Source organism: Asticcacaulis solisilvae, assembly GCF_017875235.1.
GTDB lineage: Bacteria > Pseudomonadota > Alphaproteobacteria > Caulobacterales > Caulobacteraceae > Asticcacaulis > Asticcacaulis solisilvae_A.
Genome location: NZ_JAGGMI010000003.1, coordinates 247015 through 265692, shown reverse-complemented (window position 1 = coordinate 265692; position 18678 = coordinate 247015). Strand labels below are relative to the sequence as shown.

Genomic DNA, 18678 nt, shown 5'->3' with positions numbered 1-18678 from the left:
CTGGATTGAGACATCGAGATATGTGCTCGTAAGGTCTTCGCCCTCCCCATTTATGGGGAGGGGGGACCGCCGAAGGCGGTGGGCGGGGCCTTCTTTCTTTCGTAACTTGCGTAAACCGGACTTGCCGTGAAAACATTGCACGCCTAAACGCAACCTCATGATCCGCCTTTACCTTTCTGACAGTCCCGACTTCGCGCCAGGCCTTGGGCTAACCCTGCCACCCGAGCAGGGGCGTTATCTGGCTGCCGTCATGCGCAAGGGCGTGGGGGACGAGATCGCCGTCTTCAATGGCCGTGACGGCGAATGGAAGGCGACACTCATAGAGGTCGGCAAGAAGACGGTGCGCATAGCCCTGATCGAGCAGACACGGCCGCAACCGGCAGGGCAGGGACCGGTGCTGCTGATCGCGCTGATCAAGCGTTCGCGGCTGGAGACCATCATCGAGAAGGTAACGGAACTGGGCGCGGCCAAGATCCAGTTGCTGATCACTCGTCGGTCGAATGCCGACCACACCAATGTGGAACGCCTGCGCCTGATCGCCCAGGAGGCCGCTGAGCAGACCGAGCGGCTGGACGTTCCGGAGATACTGGCGCCGGTGAAGCTCGAAAAGCTGCTGGCCGACATGCCGTACGATGCGGTATTCTTCGGTGACGAGGATTCGACCCACGAGACGGACAAGGCCACGCGGCCCATGCTGGATGCGTTGAAAGCCACCGAGGGTTCAAATCCCTCTCTGTCCGCCATTCTGGTCGGACCGGAGGGCGGGTTCGATGAGGTCGAACGCGACACACTGCGCGGCCTTGCTAATGTGCATCCGGTCAATCTGGGGCCGCGCATCCTGCGCGCCGATACCGCGGCGATCAGTGCGCTGACGCTTTATCAGGCGGCGGTGGGTGACTGGAGATAAGTGAATAGCTTCGGTACGTGCGTAAAACACCGCTTGCCCCTCAGGCTCGCCGCCCGGCGCCTACCCTCTCCCCGCAAGCGGGGAGAGGGGATTAGAAATTAGAATTGCTGACTTGTTTGTGCGCACGGGCCGTCCCATATAGGCGGCGGATTGTATAGACTGTAACAGGGACTGAGACATATGGCTTATAATTCCGAAGCGGAGCCAATTCAGTCCTTTAGCGAGCTGGTCAGCTATTTCGAGAAGGGCAGTAAGCCCCGCGACCAGTGGCGCATCGGCGCCGAGCACGAGAAGTTCGCCTTCCATCTCGATACCCTGCGCCGTCCCACTTACGAAGGACCGAACGGCATAGAAGCCATGCTCAACGGGCTGACGCGCTTCGGCTGGGCGCCCGTCTATGAGAAGGACAAGGTCATCGCGCTAAGCCGCAAGGGCGCGTCCGTATCGCTGGAGCCCGGCGGTCAGTTCGAATTGTCGGGCGCGCCGCTCGAGACCATCCACGACATCTGCGACGAGACGGGACAGCACCTCGAGGAGGTCAAGACCGTCGCCTCCGAACTGGGCCTCGGCTTTGTCGGCGTCGGCTTCTCGCCGCTGTGGACGCGCGAAGAGACGCCCGTCATGCCCAAGGGCCGCTACAACATCATGCGCGCCTATATGCCCAAGGTCGGCAAGCTCGGCCTCGACATGATGCTGCGTACCTGCACCGTCCAGGCCAATCTCGACTACGCGTCAGAGGCCGACATGGTGCTGAAGTTCCGTGTGTCGCTGGCGCTTCAGCCGATCGCAACGGCCCTGTTCGCCAATTCGCCCTTCACCGAAGGCAAGCCCAATGGCTTCCTGTCGGCGCGCGCCAACGTCTGGACCGATACCGACGCCGATCGCACCGGCATGCTCGACTTCGTCTTCCAGGACGGCTTCGGCTTCGAGCGCTACGCCCGCTATGCCCTTGATGTGCCAATGTATTTCGTCAAGCGCAACGTGCCGGCCAATGGCGGCTATATCGACGCCTCGGGCCAGGACTTCAAGGCCTTCCTGAAGGGCGACCTGCCGGCGCTTCAGGGCCAGCGCCCGACCATGGACGACTGGGCCGATCACCTGACGACACTGTTCCCGGAAGTACGCCTCAAGAAATACCTCGAAATGCGCGGTGCCGACGCCGGCCCGTGGAGTCGCCTGTGCGCGCTGCCGGCGCTGTGGGCGGGCCTGCTGTACGACCAGGCCGCGCTCGAAGCCGCCTGGGAACTGGTGAAGCACTGGACCGTCGAGGATCACAACATCCTGCGCGGCATGGCCGCCAAGACCGGCCTGAAGGGCGACATAGCCGGCCGCCCGGTCAAGGACTGGACCATGGACGTGCTGAACATCGCCCGCGAAGGCCTGAAGCGCCGTGAAAAACTGTCCGGCGGCTTTGTCGATGAGACGGGCTATCTCGGCGAACTGTTCGATATTGCCGACTCAGGGCTTACGCCGGCCGATCGCCTGCTTGAAAAATACCATGGCGAGTGGCAGGGCGATTTGACAAAGCTGTACGCCGAAGAGGCCTATTAACCCTTGCCGGGAAACGTGGTTGCATTCGCAACCGCAACAGAGATCGTTGCTTGCCAAACGATCCAATTGCTGATCTTGTCATAAAAAAAGTCGCGTGCCCGACAGCGCGATCCAATGCCCTTTGCGAGATCAGAATGCTCAATATCGTTATCCTGGCCGGGATCATCGTCACGATCGCGACGCTTATTCCCGTGCTCGTACAGATGCGCAACCACCCGAAAGGTCTGTTCGTCTGCTTCTTCGCCGAGATGTGGGAACGCTTTTCCTATTACGGCATGCGCGCCCTGCTCATCTATTATCTGGTGCGCCACTTCCTGTTCACCGACGAAAAGGCGACCCAGCAGTACGGTTCCTATACGACCCTGATCTATCTGCTGCCGCTGCTGGGCGGCTTCCTCGCCGACCGCTGGCTGGGGACACGCAAGGCCATCACCTATGGCGCGATCCTGCTGGTGCTGGGGCACTGCGGCATGGCCATCGAAGGCACCGCCAATGTCGAGACCCTGACTTACAAGGGCCAGACCTACGAGTTCGTCGCGCAAGGCGAGGGCCAGTCCCGCGCCGTCAAGCTTGAGGTCAACGGCAAGCTCTATGACTGGGCCGGCCGCGCCGATGGCGGTTACGACATCAAGAACCTGCCGGCCGATGCGCCGCTGCCGGCCGAACTTCCCAAGGGCAGCTTCACCTCCGGCATCAAGAGTGTGACGCCTTGGGCCGAGCAGTTCTATTACCTCAGCGTGTCGCTGATCATCATGGGTGTTGGCTTCATGAAGCCGAACATCTCCTCGATCGTCGGCCAGCTTTACCGCGACAACGATCCGCGCCGCGATGCCGGCTTCCAGTTCTACTATTACGGCATCAATCTCGGCTCGTTCTGGGCCGCGGCGCTATGCGGTTATCTGGGGGAAAATGTCGGCTGGTGGGCCGGGTTCGGCCTGGCCGGCGTCGGCATGGCGGCGGGCCTGCTCTTCTTTGTGTTGGGCAAGCCGTGGCTGGAAGGCAAGGGCGAACCTCCTAAGCCGGAAGTGCTGAAAGAAAAGGTCGGCCCGATCAACAAGGAGGTGCTGATCTATCTGGCCGGCATCGCCTGTATTCCGATCGTCTACTTCCTGATCCAGCGGAACGCCATTGTTGGTTACGCGCTGGGCGCGGGCTTCGGCATCATCCTGCTGTATGTTTTCTGGCAGATGTTCACCAAGCATACGGTTGAGGAGCGCTTCCGTCTTGGCCTGGCGCTGTTCCTGTCGGGCGGTGCCGCGGTGTTCTTTGCCTTGTTCGAGCAGGCGGGCTCTTCGCTCAGCCTGTTCGCCGAACGCAATACCGACCTGACGACGATCTCCAATCCGATTATTTGGGGTGGCGGTGGTTCGGGGGGCGTGCCGGGGGACGGTGCGTTTGTTCTCGCGACCCGTGAGCAACTGGCGGCGATGACCCTGCCTGCGAATTACACCTGGATCGACATGGGCATGACGCCCTCGCAGACCCAGACCTTCAACGCCGGTTTTATCCTGATCCTGGCGCCGTTCTTCGCCTGGCTGTTTACGGTTCTGGGGAATGTCAACAAGGACCCGGATCCGGTCAAGAAGTTCGCCTTCGGTATCGCCAATGTCGGCCTGGGCTTTCTGGTGCTGGTGTGGGCGGCGCCTTTGGCCGACGGTCAGTTCCGCCTGCCGGTCTACTTCTTGATGGCAACCTATCTGTTCCACACCATCGGGGAACTGACCCTGTCGCCGGTTGGGCTGTCGCAGCAGACGAAGCTGTCGCCGCCGACGCTTGTCGCGACCATGATGGCCATATGGTTCATGGGGACATCGATCGGCCAGTTCATCGCCGCCAAGATCGCCGAAACCGCCGGGACCGAAACGGTTGGTGGCGTGGTGACCAGCAACCAGGCGGCGCTTGAATCGTCGCTGAAGACGTTCAACACCATTGGCTGGTGGGGTGTGGGGATCGGCGTCGTCTTCTTCCTGCTGAGCTTCGTGCTGAAGAAGTGGTCGTATGGTGCGAATGACAGCCGGCCGATCGACCAGGTGACGACGCAGACGCACTGAAAAACTTATGGGGTGTGGGGGCTGTGCCCCCACGTCTTCCCTGATCCAACAGAAAGCCTCGCCCTTTAGGGGGGCGAGGCTCAGGCTGCTGACAAAGTCTGTGGACAATTTTCATGCGGTATATTGCCACCTGATTCACGGAACGTCTCGGAATCAAGCGGTGAACATATCGGAATCAAATTGTGGCAATTGGCCCTTCTCAAAAAAGATAGGGGGTTTGTCAGTAGCCTGAGCCTCGCCCTTTAGGGGGGCGAGGCTTTCTGTTGGAAAAGAAAAGGTTTGCGGGGGCACAGCCCCCACACCCCATAAGTTTACAGGTCTTTGCGTACGCGCACGATCACCCACGGCTTCTGTTCATAGTGCGTATACTGCTGCTGTTCGACCGCGCTCTTTTCCCGCAGGTCCGCCCAGGTCGTCCGATACTGCTCATTGTGCCGCCGTTGCGGGTTCTGCAGGACGATGGCGTATGTCAGGCCGTTGGTCGTCTTGTACTCCGCCCACCACGCGTACCAAGGCGTCGACCTGTAGCGGTACAGTTCGCGCGCATGGTACTCCGACGCGTTGTTCATGCTGATGATTTCGACGCCCCAGCTGGTCCGCCACTTCACCAGATTCTGGCTGAAATTGATCGTGTAGTTGTCCGGATTGATGTTCGAAATCAGCCGGCCCGCCCCGGTGATCGGATCCGTGACCTGCGTCCAGCGCCGCGTATAGTCGAGCTTGAGCAGCCCGCCCTTGATCTTCAGCTTGTCGAGCGGCAGGTTCAGCGTCGTGGAAACGGCGTCGATGCGGCCGTCGCCGATATTGCCGCGGGCATCATAAACCCCGTCAGCCGTGACGATGGCCAGCCGATCGAGCGTATCCTCAAGGTCGTTGCGCTCGAACGTCACCGAGATCGCGCCCTTGTCCCAGAACTTGTAATCGAAGGTCAGGGCATGCTGCCACTGCTTCTGCGGCACGACGCCCGGATTGCCCGCCTTGATGACCTGGTCCAGAAGCGACACGGACGAGGCGAAATCACCGAAGTCGAGCTGGCCCAAGATCCGCTCCGACCGCCAGGTCACCTTCCACGCCTCGTTGGGCGACCACACCGCCTGGATCTTCGGCTTGGGGTAGACGAACGATTCCGACCGGTTCTCCTCTTTCACCGAAATCGTCGAGGTTTCGACCTTCAAGGCCGCCTCGATGTTCAGCTTCGGCATGGCCTGCCAGTTGGACACGACGAAGTATTCGTTGCGGTCCTCTTCGACGGTCACGACATCCGAGGGGACATTCTGCGCGTCACCGTCCTCGGTATAGAGCGAGGCGTTGTCGAGGCTGTTATAGACGTTCTCGGCGCCGAACTTGAAACTCAAGCGCTCGTTCAGCTGCCAGCTCAGCTTGGCCGAAAAGATGCGCTCGTCCGTCAGGCCCAGCGCCGTATAGGTCGCCTCGAAACCCGGTTCGGAATAGACGTCGGTCTGGCTCTCGCGCTCGTGCGTGCTGAGCGCGTTCAGCTCCAGGGTCAGCGACTTGGTTAGCTTGCGTTCCCATTGCACGCCGATCTCGCTGTCGATTTCCTTATAGTCGAGGTGTTCGATGCCGTCTTCGGTCGAATCATAGGCCGAATCCATGTCGAAATAGATCGGGTTATAGCTGCCGTTGAAGGCCAGCTTGCCGCCGGCGAAGGGGCGCGAGTGCTCGATCTTGATCAGATTGCCCCAGCCGCCGCCGATCTGGTCGATATACATGTACTCCGGCGTCGTATCCGACATGTCGGGCGTATAGGTATAGCGGTGGCCGTTGAACACGCCGTTGTCGTTGAACCGGAAGGCTTCCACATAAATATCGGTCGTCTTGCCGTCGCGGTTACGGCTGTAGGAAAAGAAGCCGGCCGGCAGGTCGTCGTGCGGATAGAACTTGATATTGCCGCCGAAATTGATGGTCGCCTTGCCGTCTTTCTTGCGAACGATGTTCACGACCTTGCCGTAGCCCTGCATGTCGATGCCGGGCGCGCCGCCGCTGATCAGCTCGACATATTCGACCTGGGAGGCGCTGATATTGTTCAGCGTCATGTCCAGGCCGTTCTTGCTCACCGGGCGCTGGCCGTCGACCAGCACATTGCCGGCCGCGCCGGCAAAGCCACGCACGTCCTGGCCGCCCGAGAAGCTGAAGCCGGGAACATAAAAGACCATGTCGAGCGCGGTCGTGACCTGGAACGGCTTGAAGAAGTCGGGTTCGTAGCGGACGACCTGAGTCTCGCCGGCCTCGGCAGTGCTGGCGGTCTGCGCGTTTGCCGCGAGGTTGCCGGCGGCGAGGGCGGGAATCGCCACGCAGGCAAACAGAATGGCTTTTCTCAAGGACGAACCCATACGGCGTGGACTTCCGCGATAAATGGCAATGGGAAGCCCGGCGCCCCCACGCGTTCAGGAATTATGTTTCAGTAGCAATTACACAAGTTAAATGGCTGTAATGTTAATCGAGAACCGCTGGCGGCAACCGAGCGGCCAAAAATTTAAAAAGCGCCTGTTTTCCGCAGCTTAGGCAAAATGTCTACGGAGTTTTTCGTAGGAAGGATTTGTCTATTGTGACAAAGATTTAATATGACGGCCGCAAAGGGTCATCGCCGCGTGCGGAACTGCGCGCGCGTCGTGCGGATATCGTCCGTGGCCGTCGCGTGCTGCTCATAGGCATCGCGTGCGTCCGAAAAGTCGAAGCGCGGCGTATCCTCGACCGGCGCGGCCGTCTGGCGCCACAGGCGGCGATAGAGGTTGCCCAGTATCATCATGGCAGGAAACATTGTGTCCTCCGTTCGATCATTGTGAACGGTAACAGCAAGCCGTGTGCCACAATCCTTATTGCCTCAGGCGTTCGTGCCGCCTACGGTGAGCCCCTTGATGCGCAGGCTCGGCTGGCCGATGCCGACGGGCAGGGACTGGCCGGCCTTGCCGCAGGTGCCGACGCCGGGATCGAACTTGAAGTCATCGCCGATCATGTCGACTTCGCGCATCGCCGCTGGTCCATCGCCGATCAGGGTCGCGCCCTTGACGGGAGCGCCGATCTTCCCATCCTCGATCAGATAGGCCTCGGTGCATTGGAAGACAAACTTGCCATTGGTGATGTCGACCTGGCCGCCGCCGAAATTGACGGCATAAAGCCCGTTTTTCGTATTGGCGATCATGTCGTCAAGCTTGTCCGAGCCACCGCGCATGAAGGTGTTGGTCATGCGGGGCAGGGGCTGGTGGGCATAGGACTGGCGGCGGCCATTGCCGGTCGCCTTGACGCCCATCTGCCGCGCCGACAGCCGGTCGTGCATGTAACCGACCAAGATACCGTCCTCGATCAGCGTGGTGCATGAGGTCGGCGTGCCTTCGTCGTCGATATTCAGCGAGCCGCGCGCGTCGACGACCGTGCCGTCATCGACAATCGTCACGCCGCGCGCCGCCACCTGCGTGCCCATCTTGCCGGAAAAGGCCGAGGTACCCTTGCGGTTGAAGTCGCCTTCCAGGCCGTGACCGACGGCTTCGTGCAGCAGGACGCCGGGCCAGCCTGGCCCGAGCACGATATCCATCTCGCCGGCCGGAGCGGGAATAGCCTCAAGATTGACCAAAGCCTGGCGGATGGCCTCATCGACCTGGGCCTGCCACTTTTCCGGCGCCGTCACGTCCAGCCACGAAATACGGCCGCCCCCACCAGAGGAGGCGGTTTCGCGCCGGCCGTTCTTTTCCACCGATACGCTGACATTGATGCGCACCAGCGGCCGGTAATCGTGATAAAGCTGGCCGTCCGGCCGCACGATGGTGATGGCGCGCTTGTCCGCGGCCATCGAGGCAGAGACCTGGACGACGCCCGAATGTTTGTCGCGCGCATAGGCGTCGATGGCCTGGAGGAGGGCGATCTTGTCGGCGAAAGCCATCTCGCCCAGGGGATCGTGCGCCTGATAGTAGCTTCGGTTGGAACGCGGCGGGTTGTCGCGCGCGATGGTTATGTCGACGCTGCGGCCGCGCTTGGCCAAAACAGCGGCCTCGGCGGCGCGCCTGACCGCTTCGACCGACAATTCAGCGCTGTTGGCGAAGCCGATCGTCTCGCCAGCCACGACTCTGAAACCAAACCCCTGGTCGGCGCCGTAGCTGGACGATTTGAGCCGGCCGTCGTCGAACAGAAGCGATTCCGTCTCGCGTTTCTCGACAAAAATCTCACCGTCGTCCGCCCCTTTCAGCGCGTATTCAAGCAGGCCCTGAACAGCGTGAAGATCGAAGTCGCCCCAATCTGTCGGGGCGGTCATGGCGGTGTCGGGCATGGGAGACTCAAATCGAAAAGTGTATCGGTTTCGTCTATTTAGGCGCAGCGCACGCAAATGGCTAGGGAAACGCAATCACGGGGGCCGAATAGGTTGATCCGGACACGGAGCGGGCTACCGTGAAGCGATGGTGCGCACCGCGCTGCGACAAAAGACCGCATTGGCGACATGGATACCGCAAACCGCCCGGAGAAAGCGATTGTGGCGCGAATTTGCCCTTTGCATTTGACCGCGAACGCATTATGGGAACGTTTCGGATCAGGTGGGACATTTCCGTCCAATGCGTCCGCGCATGCCTGCGTTTTCGACGCAGGACCATCCGCGAACTTTCCGGCGCAAGGTCATGGCCTTGCGCGGCATATCACAGTAGGGCCTCAGGCTTGCGCCGTCTTCCGGCGCCCGTGGTCAGTCAAGACGAGGATTTGCGAATGCGCAACAGAGGGCTGTTCGGGGCCAAGAGCCTGACAGGGGTCGTGTCCGGGGCCGCGATGTGGCTGGCCGCCACCGCTGCTCTTGCCGCCAAGCCGGTGCACTATGGTCAGCCGACGGACGGTGAAATGGGCCTTCAGCCCGGCGTCACGGAACTGAAGCACGACGTGACCTGGTTCTATAACGGGCTGCTGTTCCCGATCATCACCGCCATCTGCGTGCTGGTCCTGGGTCTGCTGATCTGGATCGCCATCCGCTATAACGCCAAGGCCAACCCCAAGCCGGCCAAGTTTTCGCACAACACCCTGATCGAAATCATCTGGACCGCCGTACCGGTCCTCGTGCTCGTCGTCATCGCCTGCTTCTCGCTGCCGCTGCTCAAGAAGTTCAACGACATGCCCGAGCCGGACGTCGTCGTGAAGGCCACCGGCAACCAGTGGTTCTGGACCTACGATTATCCGGAACTGGGGGTCACCGACGTCGAATCGCGCCTCCTGCCCGAAGCCAACGACATCAACAAGGCCAAGGCCGCCGGCGTCCTGTACCTGCTGTCGACCGACAATAAGCTGGTCGTGCCGGTCAACAAGGTCGTCCACGTCCAGGCGACCGCCGCCGACGTCATGCACGCCTTCGCCGTCCCGGCCTTTGGCATCAAGATCGACGCCGTCCCGGGCCGTCTGAACAACACCTGGTTCAAGGCCGAGCGCATCGGCACCTATTACGGCCAGTGCTCGGAACTGTGCGGCAAGGACCACGCCTACATGCCGATCGAAGTCCAGGTCGTCTCCGAAGCCGACTTCGACGCCTACATCATCAAGGCCGGCGGCAAGACCCGCGCCATGCTGAAGTCCGAAGCGGCCGCCTCGGCCCAGGCTGAAGCCGCGGCCGCCGCGACGGCCGCCGCAGCAGCGTCTGCTTCGGCTGCCGCGTCCGCCGATCCGACCGCTGCCGCGGCCGGCCCGAGCGTCAAGGACGTTGCCGCCCAACCGGCCAAGCCTGCAGCTACTGCCGCGCCTGCGGCGACACCCGCCTCCGCGGCGACCGTGAACTAAGTTAAGTAAAGAGAGACACCTGACATGGCCACCGCTGCCGCCTCTCATGGTCACGACGACCACGACCACACACCGGGTTTCCTCGACCGTTGGTTCTTCACGACCAACCACAAGGATATCGGCACCCTCTATCTGATCTTCGCCATCTTCGCCGGCCTGGTCGGCGGTGCGTTCTCGGGGTTCATCCGCTGGGAGCTTTATGAGCCCGGCCTGCAGGTCTTCGCCAAGGGGTCGATGCTGGACAGCCTCGGTCTGTTCGACCTGGCCAATCCCGACAACGCCAAGCACGCCTTCAACTCGGTCGTCACGGCACACGCCATCCTGATGATCTTCTTCATGGTCATGCCGGCCATGATCGGCGGCTTCGGTAACTGGTTCGTGCCGATCATGATCGGCTCGCCGGACATGGCTTTCCCGCGCCTGAACAACATTTCGTTCTGGCTCCTGATCGCCTCCTTCATCCTCCTGGTCGTGTCGGTCCTGACGCCGTCGGGCCCGGGCGCCGGTCAGCACGGCTTCGCCGGTGGCTGGACCATGTATCCGCCGATGTCGGCCCATACGGGTTCGCCCGGACCGGCCATGGACCTGGTCGTCTTTAGCTTCCACCTGTCGGGTGCGTCGTCGATCCTGGGCGCCATCAACTTCATCACGACCATCTTCAACATGCGCGCCCCGGGCATGACCCTGCACCGCATGCCGCTGTTCGCGTGGTCGGTTCTGGTCACGGCCTTCCTGCTGCTGCTGTCGCTGCCCGTCTTCGCCGGCGCCATCACCATGCTGCTGACCGATCGCAACTTCGGCACGTCGTTCTTCGATCCGGCCGGCGGCGGTGACCCGATCATGTACCAGCACCTGTTCTGGTTCTTCGGTCACCCGGAAGTGTACATTCTGATCCTGCCGGGCTTCGGCATCATCTCGCACATCGTGTCGACCTTCTCGAAGAAGCCCGTCTTCGGCTACCTCGCCATGGCCTACGCCATGGTCGCCATCGGCGTCGTCGGCTTCATCGTGTGGGCTCACCACATGTACACGGTCGGCATGAGCTTCGACCTGCGCGCCTACTTCGTCCTGGCCACCATGGTCATCGCCGTGCCGACGGGCGTTAAGATCTTCTCGTGGATCGCCACCATGTGGGGCGGCTCGATCACCTTCACCGTCCCGATGCTGTGGGCGATCGGCTTCATCTTCCTGTTCACGGTCGGCGGCGTCACCGGCGTCGTCCTGTCGAACGCCCCGATCGACTATACGCTGCATGACACCTATTACGTCGTCGCGCACTTCCACTACGTCCTGTCGCTGGGCGCGGTCTTCGCCATCTTCGCCGGTTTCTACTACTGGTTCGAAAAGATGTTCGGCATCAAGTACAACGGCTTCCTGGGCGGCCTGCACTTCTGGATCATGTTCATCGGCGTGAACATCATCTTCTTCCCGCAGCACTTCCTGGGCCTGCAGGGCATGCCGCGCCGCTATGTCGACTATCCCGTCGGTTTCACCTTCTGGAACCAGGTGTCGTCGATCGGCTACGCCATCACCCTGGTCGGCGTCATCGTCTTCCTGATCATGTGCGTCGAAGCCATGATCGCCCGCCGCAAGGGCGTGGCCAATCCGTGGGGCGAGGGCGCGACGACGCTGGAATGGACCCTGTCGTCCCCGCCGCCTTATCACCAGTTCTCCGAACTGCCGGTGATCAAGGACGAGGACGAGCACCACTAAGCCTGTCGTTTTAAGACAGATCACAATCCGGGGGTGAAGGTCTAACGGTCTTCACCCCTTCGTTCATTGAGGTATCGACGTGCCAATGGCCGCTGCCGACGACAAGAAAAAGCCGCTGAAGTCCGACGCGGACTATATCGCGACCCTTCAGCAGGACTATGCCGCGACGGACCGCCGCGCGCTGCCGGGCGACTATTTCCAGCTGCTGAAACCGCGCGTTATGTCGCTGGTCGTGTTCACCGCCCTGACCGGCCTGATCATTGCCCCGGGCGACATGGACCCGTTCCTGGCCTTCGTGTCGGTGCTGTGTATTGCCCTGGGCGCGGGCTCGGCCGGCGCACTCAACATGGCATTGGAAGGCACGACCGACGCCCTGATGCGCCGCACCAGGCTGCGCCCCGTGGCCGCCGGACGTATTACCCGCAACGACGCCATGACCTTTGGCGGCGTGCTGGCCTTTCTTTCCGTCCTGACCATGGGCTTCGCGCTCGACAGCTGGCTGGCGGCAGGTCTTCTGGCCCTGACCATCGTCTATTACGTCGTCTTCTACACCATGATCCTGAAGCGCCGGACGCCGCAGAACATCGTCATCGGCGGCGCGGCCGGGGCGTTTCCGCCGGTCATTGGCTGGGCAGCCGCGACAGGCGCCGCCCCCATGGAGGCGTGGATTCTCTTCGCCATCATCTTCCTGTGGACCCCGCCGCATTCCTGGGCCCTGGCGCTCTATACCGCCGAAGATTACGCCAAGGCTGGCATTCCCATGATGCCGGTGGCTAAAGGCGCCAAGTCGACGCGTCTGCAGATCCTGCTCTACAGCCTCATCATGGTGCCGGTCGCCTGCCTGCCGGCAATGATCGGCCCTGAAGGCGCCAAGCTCGGCGGCATTTTCTACGCCATCGTTTCGGTGTTCGGCGGCGCCATCTTCCTCTATCTCGCGCTCCGCGTCTTTCTGTCGCGGGCCGGGGATCACCCCGAAGGTGGCGAGCAGAGCCTCTACGATGTTAAAAAGGAAGCCTTGTCGGCGCGCAACCTGTTCGCCTTTTCCATCTTTTACCTGACCGCGCTGTTCGCGACCCTGCTGATCGAACATGCCCTGAAAGGGTTTTTGCTGTGACGGACGCTCCGAAGCCTGCTCCAAAGAACGAGGATGACAAGGCCGCCTATCTGAAGGCGCAGAAGCAGCGCAACCTGTTTATCGCGCTCGGCCTGGTACTGTTCGTCGTCCTGGTCTTCTTCATCTCGATGTCGCGCATGGCTTCGGGCCTGAAGCGGGATGCCCACCTGCGCGCCGTCGCCGCAGAATCCGCCGCGGCCGCTGATGCGTCCAAGGCTTCACAATGACCAAGAACGGCCGCCTGGTGCTTTGGCTCGTGCTCGGCACGGTGGCCATGGGCGGCCTGGCCTTTGCCAGCGTACCGCTTTACCGTGTCTTCTGCCAGATGACCGGCTTTAACGGCACGATCGGCAAGGCGGCGACCGAGGTCAAGGAAGTCGAGACCGATCGAATCATCGAGGTCCGTTTCGACACCAATACCAATGGCGTGCCGTTCAAGTTCAAGGTCGACAAGCCCGTGCAACGCACCCGCGTCGGCCGTACGGCGATGATGTCGTTTACCGTGACCAACGAATCCGACCGGCCGATTACGGGGAGGGCGGTATTCAACGTCCTGCCCGAACCGATGGGGCCTTATTTCCGTAAACTGCAATGCTTCTGTTACGAAAATCAGACCCTGCAACCCGGCGAAACGCGCGACTTTCCGATGGTCTACTTCCTCGATCCGGAACTGCTGAAAAACATCGATACGCGTAACCTGACCGACATCACCCTGTCCTATACGTTTTATGAGGCCAAGGGCGACGAAAAATAAGGCAACGCAGTGGCAAAAACCTGGATATGAACGGGGTCTTTGCATTGTCTTTCAGAATGAATTGGCATAAACGGAAAATTCCGATTTTCCGGCCACTTTTCCGGCCACTATTGTGGCCATTTGGGGCAACAGCCGCGCGGGCACCGACGCCTGCCGCGGACAATAAGGTGAGTAGACTGACACATGTCCAATCACGGCGTTAAGCACGACTATCACATCATCAACCCCAGCCCGTGGCCGCTGCTGGGCTCTGCCTCGGGCGTCCTGTGGGGCTTGGGTCTCGTCATGTGGTGGCGCGGCCTCTTCGGCGTGCCCAAGGGCGAATGGTGGCTGTTCGCCATAGGTATGGCCGGTATCCTGCTGACCATGGTCTTCTGGTGGCGCGACGTCATCAAGGAAAGCCGCCGCGGTGACCATACGCCGGTCGTGCAGATCGGCCTGCGTTACGGCATGATCATGTTCATCGCTTCCGAAGTGATGTTCTTCGCCGCCTTCTTCTGGATGTTTTTTGAAATGGCGCTGTTCGCCGGTCACCGTTCCGGCGTCGCCTCGGGCATCGAGGAAGTTCGTCTGGCCTGGTCGACCTGGCCGCCGAAAGGCGTCGAGACGCTCGATCCGTGGCACTTGCCGCTGCTCAACACCCTGCTGCTGCTGACCTCCGGTACGACGGCGACCTGGGCGCACCATGCGCTTCAGGAAAATGACCGCAAGGGCGCCGTGTGGGCCCTGGTCCTGACCGTCATCCTGGGGGCTGTCTTCACGGCGGTTCAGGCGTCGGAATACATGGAAATCATCCACCATCACCTGTTCTTCAACGAAGAGGCGGCCAATTCGGGCCTGTTTGGTTCGATCTTCTTCATGGCGACCGGTTTCCACGGCTTCCACGTCCTGATCGGCACCATCTTCCTGCTGGTCTGCCTGCTGCGCGTCCTGGCCGGCCACTTCACGCCGAAGAAGCACTTCGGTTTCGAAGCCGCCGCCTGGTATTGGCACTTCGTCGACGTGGTGTGGCTCTTCCTCTTCGCCTTTGTCTACGTCGTATTCGGCGGCTATAAGGGATGATCGAGGCCAATGGCCGCAAGGGCGGGTTCCTTGCAGCTCTTGGGGCGGCAGCCCTCGGCAAGTGCCCCGTTTGCGGACAGGGCCGGCTGTTTAAATCCTATCTGAAGATCGCGGATGCCTGTGGCGTTTGCGGCGCGGATTTCAAGGCGGCGGAGACCGGTGACGGTCCCGTCGTCTTCGTCATTCTGATCGCCGGCTTCGCCGCCTGTGTGGGCCTGGTTATCAGCCTGCTGGGTCTCGGCTGGCCGGTGTGGTTGCTGCTTAGCGTCTGGCCGGCTTTCGCGGTCGTCCTCAGCCTGGTCCTCATGCCGATGCTGAAGGGGCTGATGGTCGCCTCGCAACTCAAGCACAAGGTGCGTGACGAATGATGCGCCTGATCAACGCCCTGCCGCGCGGCTTGGCTGTCGCCAGCATCATCGCCTTTGCCATCCTGGTTGGGCTCGGCACCTGGCAGGTAACGCGGCTGCAATGGAAGAACAACCTGATCAAGGAAATGGCGCGCACTGAGGCGCTGCCGCCGGTGCCGGTGGCATCACTGCTTGGCAAGGACAACGCCGACTGGCGCTCGGTCTCTCTTCCGACGTGCCGGATCGCGCCCGCGCGCATCATCCCGATGCACTCGACCATGGGGCCCGTTGCCGGATACCGACTGCTGATGGCGTGCCCGATCGCGCCAGGACAGCCGGACATGCTAGTCGATCTTGGCTTCTCGGAAAAGGCGGACGGCGTCCCCGCCAATACGGCCTTCCTGCCGGTCGGCCGTCTGCGTCCGATCGACAAACCCTCGGCCTTTGCGCCGGTCAACAACCCGGCGGCCAATGACTGGTATACGCGCTCGCCGGCCGAAATGGGCGCGGCGCTGAAGACACCATTGCGGACCGACTATTTCCTTGTCCTCGACGTCAAGGCGTCTAACCTGACTGCCCAATCCATCCGGCAGGCGCCGACGACCGCGCCGCTGGCCAACCGCCACCTTGAATATGCGCTCACCTGGTATGGGCTGGCCGTCACCCTCCTGGGGATGGTTTTTGCTGTCGCCACCCAGCGCGCCCGGAAACAATGATTCCCGTTTTAGACACCCAAACCCTCTATCGCTTCGACAACGGCCTGACCCTGCTGGTCGATCCCATGCCGGGCCTGAAGACCTTCGCGCTCAATGCGCTGATCCACGGCGGCACGCGCTTCGAGACCGAAGCGCAATCGGGGTGGGCGCACCTCTTGGAGCACATGGTGTTCAAGGGGGCTGCCGGCCGCGACGCCCGTCAGTTGGCCGAAGCCATCGAACATCGCGGCGGAACGATCAATGCCTCGACCGGCTATGAGCATACGCGTTTCGAAGTGCGAGGCCTGAACGCGCTCCTGCCGTCGGCGCTTGAGATCGTGTCGGACCTTATGTTCCGGTCGGACCTCAGGCTCGAGGAACTGAAGCGCGAGAAGAAGGTCGTCGAGCAGGAGATCCACGAAGCCTATGACACGCCCGACGATCACGTCTTCGATCTGTTGCAGGAGGCGATGTTTGAAGGCCAGGCGATCGGCCGGCCCATCCTGGGCAGCCGTCAATCGTTGAAATCGGCTGCGCCGGATAATCTGCGGGCCTTCGCGCGTCAGCTCTACGCGCCGCACCGTATCGTCGTCTGCGTTTCGGGTGGCGTCGAGCCCGCCGAGGTCTACGCCGCCGCTAAGCCGTTGTTCGACAGCGTGCCCGATGAAACGGGGCTGGACGTCCCGGAAAAGCTGCGCTTTACGCCTGGTCATCGCCTGCAAAAGCGCAAGATTGAACAGGCCAATCTCACGCTCGGTTTCGAAGCCGTCAGCCGCTATCACCCGGACATTATCCCACTACGGCTGTTCAGCGAGATCCTCGGCGGCGGCATGGCGTCGCGCCTGTTCCAGGAGGCACGCGAGGCGCGAGGCCTGGCCTATGCAATCGACGCCTGGGTGACACCGTACCGCGACGGCGGTGTGTTCGGTCTTTACGCCGGCTGCGCGGCCAAGGACGTCGCGCCTCTGGCCGAACTGATCCGCAAGGTCATGGGGGAACTGGCGGCCAATCCGACTGTGCCGGAGCTTGAACGCGCCCGGGCGCAGTTCCAAACGTCTTTGTTCCTCAACCACGAAGGGGCGGCGTCACGCGCGGCGACCTTCACCAGCCAGTTATCGACCTTTGGCAAGGTGTTCGGCCTCGATGAGGTCGCGGCTGAAATCGAGAAGGTGGGATTGGATGACCTGGCGCGAGTCGGTCAGGCCCTGAAGCGCCAGACGCAGTTCGCCAGCGCCTTGCTGGGGCCGTCGGGAATGGCGCAAATCGCGGCTTAAGCGTTACCTGCGGTGCCGGACAGGTGAACCGGATCGACGCCGAGGCTGGCCAGGGCGCGAACCCACAAGTTTTCCGTATCGCCGCCGAACAAAAGGTCGTGCGTCGCCGGCGCGACAATCCAGGCGTTCTGGCTGAGTTCGGCTTCAAGCTGGCCCGGGCCCCAGCCGGCATAGCCCAGCGCGATCAGGCTGTGGCGCGGACCGTGACCTTGCGAGAGGGCGACAAGGATATCGCGCGAAGCGGTGAGACCGACCGGATCGCCGTCTTCGCCGGCGGGCGGGGCGAGGGGCAGGGTGGCCTCTTCGATCTGAAAATCGAGGCTGTGCAAGACGAATCCGCGGTCCATCTGGACAGGACCACCGCGAAACACCTTCTGCCCCGCCAGAACAGGGTTGCGGAGGGCGCCGCCTTCAGGGATGTTCAGTTCGCGCAGCATGACGCGGAAATCGAGCCCGCTGATCGGCTGGTTAAGAATAATGCCCATGCCATGGAGCGGATCGTGGCGGCACAGATAGATGACGCTGTGGGCGAACGACGCGTCGCCCAGCGTCGGCATGGCGATCAGCAGGCTGCCCTGATATGACGTGTACGCTTCGCCTGAAACAGGCATTTCGGGTTGTGGAATCGTACCGCCGCCGTGAATCATGGGATGTCCTCATCTTCGCGACCCGCGCGTTCGTGTCGGGTACGAACCTGCCGGGATTTTGCTTGGTATCTTAGCACATTACCCTATATGTGGGGGCATGTCGCGGGCGCACATTTTGCGTGATAACCGGGACAAACCATATCGAAAATTGATCCCGACACGCCGCAACCAAGCGGCGAGTCCGGTCAAACAGGAGATGCAGATGACAGTGAAACCCGGCGACGCCATCCCCGAAACCACCCTGACCATTGTCGAGGAAGATGGCGGTAAGCCCGTATCCTCAAAGGACTTTTTCGCCGGCAAGACCGTTGTCCTGTTCGCGGTTCCGGGGGCGTTCACGCCCACCTGCAGCGCCCGCCACCTGCCGGGTTTCAAGGACCGCGCCGCTGATTTTACGGCCAAGGGCGTCGATAAGGTCGCCTGCATCTCGGTAAATGATTATTTCGTCATGAAAGCGTGGGCGAAAGATCAGGGAATTGCAAACGAAGTCGTGATGCTGGCCGACGGCAATGCCGCTTTTGCTAAGGCAGTTGGGCTGGAACTGGACGGTACCGGCTTTGGCATGGGCCCGCGCTCGCAACGCTACGCCATGATCGTCAAGGACGGCGTGGTCGACAAGCTGTTCGTCGAGGAAAAGGGCCAGTTCAATGTGTCGTCGGCGGAGTACGTGTTGGAGCAGCTTTAAAGGCGAGGAGGCGCAGCCTCCTCGACCTCGAAACGCGACAGCGTTTAAGCGCTTGAATAACAAATGGCCGGGCACCTTTAGGGGCGCCCGGCCATTTGTTATTCAAAGGGTTAGACTC

General features: G+C 61.5%; 16 protein-coding genes, 1 tRNA gene and 1 pseudogene. 14 read left to right on the top strand and 4 right to left on the bottom strand.

The window, feature by feature from the left end; all coding sequences use genetic code 11:
• Nucleotides 1-157: 157 nt before the first annotated feature.
• The 4 genes and pseudogenes from J2X24_RS22905 to J2X24_RS07560 all read left to right on the top strand — a co-directional run.
• Nucleotides 158-292: pseudogene (locus J2X24_RS22905) on the top strand (RNA methyltransferase PUA domain-containing protein); the annotation flags it as partial.
• 380 nt (nucleotides 293-672) lie between these two features.
• Nucleotides 673-743 (top strand) — tRNA-Ser (locus tag J2X24_RS07570).
• A gap of 344 nt (nucleotides 744-1087) precedes the next feature.
• Nucleotides 1088-2458: a glutamate--cysteine ligase gene (locus tag J2X24_RS07565; protein WP_209718988.1), complete on the top strand. Its 1371-nt coding sequence runs from the start codon at nucleotides 1088-1090 to the stop codon at nucleotides 2456-2458.
• A gap of 134 nt (nucleotides 2459-2592) precedes the next feature.
• Nucleotides 2593-4509 carry a peptide MFS transporter gene (locus J2X24_RS07560; RefSeq protein WP_209718985.1) on the top strand — a complete coding sequence of 639 codons (1917 nt, stop codon included), beginning with the start codon at nucleotides 2593-2595 and terminating at the stop codon, nucleotides 4507-4509.
• A 311-nt stretch (nucleotides 4510-4820) separates the two neighbouring features.
• Here J2X24_RS07560 and J2X24_RS07555 read toward each other — a convergent pair whose 3' ends face one another.
• From J2X24_RS07555 to tldD, 3 genes are all read right to left on the bottom strand, one after another.
• Complete coding sequence (locus tag J2X24_RS07555) at nucleotides 4821-6848, bottom strand: TonB-dependent receptor plug domain-containing protein (protein WP_209718982.1); 2028 nt, start codon at nucleotides 6846-6848, stop codon at nucleotides 4821-4823.
• A 260-nt stretch (nucleotides 6849-7108) separates the two neighbouring features.
• Nucleotides 7109-7288, bottom strand: a complete 180-nt coding sequence (locus J2X24_RS07550) for a hypothetical protein (RefSeq protein WP_209718979.1) — start codon at nucleotides 7286-7288, stop codon at nucleotides 7109-7111.
• Between the two features lie 63 nt (nucleotides 7289-7351).
• Nucleotides 7352-8773 (bottom strand): metalloprotease TldD, encoded by a 1422-nt coding sequence (tldD, locus tag J2X24_RS07545; protein WP_245344561.1) that lies wholly within the window; start codon nucleotides 8771-8773, stop codon nucleotides 7352-7354.
• A gap of 443 nt (nucleotides 8774-9216) precedes the next feature.
• Here tldD and coxB point away from each other — a divergent pair, with 443 nt between their 5' ends.
• From coxB to J2X24_RS07500, 9 genes are all read left to right on the top strand, one after another.
• The gene (coxB, locus tag J2X24_RS07540) at nucleotides 9217-10269 is read left to right on the top strand and encodes a cytochrome c oxidase subunit II (protein ID WP_209718972.1); all 1053 of its coding nucleotides are present in this window, start codon (nucleotides 9217-9219) and stop codon (nucleotides 10267-10269) included.
• A 24-nt stretch (nucleotides 10270-10293) separates the two neighbouring features.
• Entirely contained in the window at nucleotides 10294-11982 is a 1689-nt protein-coding gene (gene ctaD / locus J2X24_RS07535; protein WP_209718969.1) for a cytochrome c oxidase subunit I, read from the top strand.
• Nucleotides 11983-12067: 85 nt separating this feature from the next.
• On the top strand, nucleotides 12068-13096 hold the full coding sequence (cyoE, locus tag J2X24_RS07530) for a heme o synthase (protein ID WP_209718966.1): 1029 nt from the start codon (nucleotides 12068-12070) through the stop codon (nucleotides 13094-13096).
• Nucleotides 13093-13323 carry a hypothetical protein gene (locus J2X24_RS07525; protein ID WP_209718963.1) on the top strand — a complete coding sequence of 77 codons (231 nt, stop codon included), beginning with the start codon at nucleotides 13093-13095 and terminating at the stop codon, nucleotides 13321-13323. Before cyoE ends, J2X24_RS07525 begins: the two co-directional genes overlap by 4 nt.
• A complete protein-coding gene (locus J2X24_RS07520) occupies nucleotides 13320-13850 on the top strand; it encodes a cytochrome c oxidase assembly protein (RefSeq protein WP_209718959.1) in 531 nt (176 codons plus the stop codon). Before J2X24_RS07525 ends, J2X24_RS07520 begins: the two co-directional genes overlap by 4 nt.
• A 183-nt stretch (nucleotides 13851-14033) precedes the next feature.
• Complete coding sequence (locus J2X24_RS07515) at nucleotides 14034-14912, top strand: cytochrome c oxidase subunit 3 (RefSeq protein ID WP_209718956.1); 879 nt, start codon at nucleotides 14034-14036, stop codon at nucleotides 14910-14912.
• Entirely contained in the window at nucleotides 14909-15280 is a 372-nt protein-coding gene (locus J2X24_RS07510; protein ID WP_209718953.1) for a DUF983 domain-containing protein, read from the top strand. The genes J2X24_RS07515 and J2X24_RS07510 overlap by 4 nt, the downstream gene beginning before the upstream one ends.
• Entirely contained in the window at nucleotides 15277-15975 is a 699-nt protein-coding gene (locus J2X24_RS07505; RefSeq protein ID WP_245344525.1) for an SURF1 family protein, read from the top strand. Before J2X24_RS07510 ends, J2X24_RS07505 begins: the two co-directional genes overlap by 4 nt.
• Nucleotides 15972-17228 carry a M16 family metallopeptidase gene (locus J2X24_RS07500; protein WP_209718950.1) on the top strand — a complete coding sequence of 419 codons (1257 nt, stop codon included), beginning with the start codon at nucleotides 15972-15974 and terminating at the stop codon, nucleotides 17226-17228. The genes J2X24_RS07505 and J2X24_RS07500 overlap by 4 nt, the downstream gene beginning before the upstream one ends.
• Here the strand turns inward: J2X24_RS07500 and J2X24_RS07495 are convergent.
• Complete coding sequence (locus J2X24_RS07495; RefSeq protein ID WP_245344524.1) at nucleotides 17225-17875, bottom strand: YqgE/AlgH family protein; 651 nt, start codon at nucleotides 17873-17875, stop codon at nucleotides 17225-17227. The two genes, J2X24_RS07500 and J2X24_RS07495, sit on opposite strands and share 4 nt — an antisense overlap.
• A 202-nt stretch (nucleotides 17876-18077) precedes the next feature.
• Between J2X24_RS07495 and J2X24_RS07490 the strand changes: the two genes are divergently transcribed.
• The gene (locus tag J2X24_RS07490) at nucleotides 18078-18560 is read left to right on the top strand and encodes a peroxiredoxin (RefSeq protein WP_209718947.1); all 483 of its coding nucleotides are present in this window, start codon (nucleotides 18078-18080) and stop codon (nucleotides 18558-18560) included.
• Nucleotides 18561-18678: the final 118 nt, after the last annotated feature.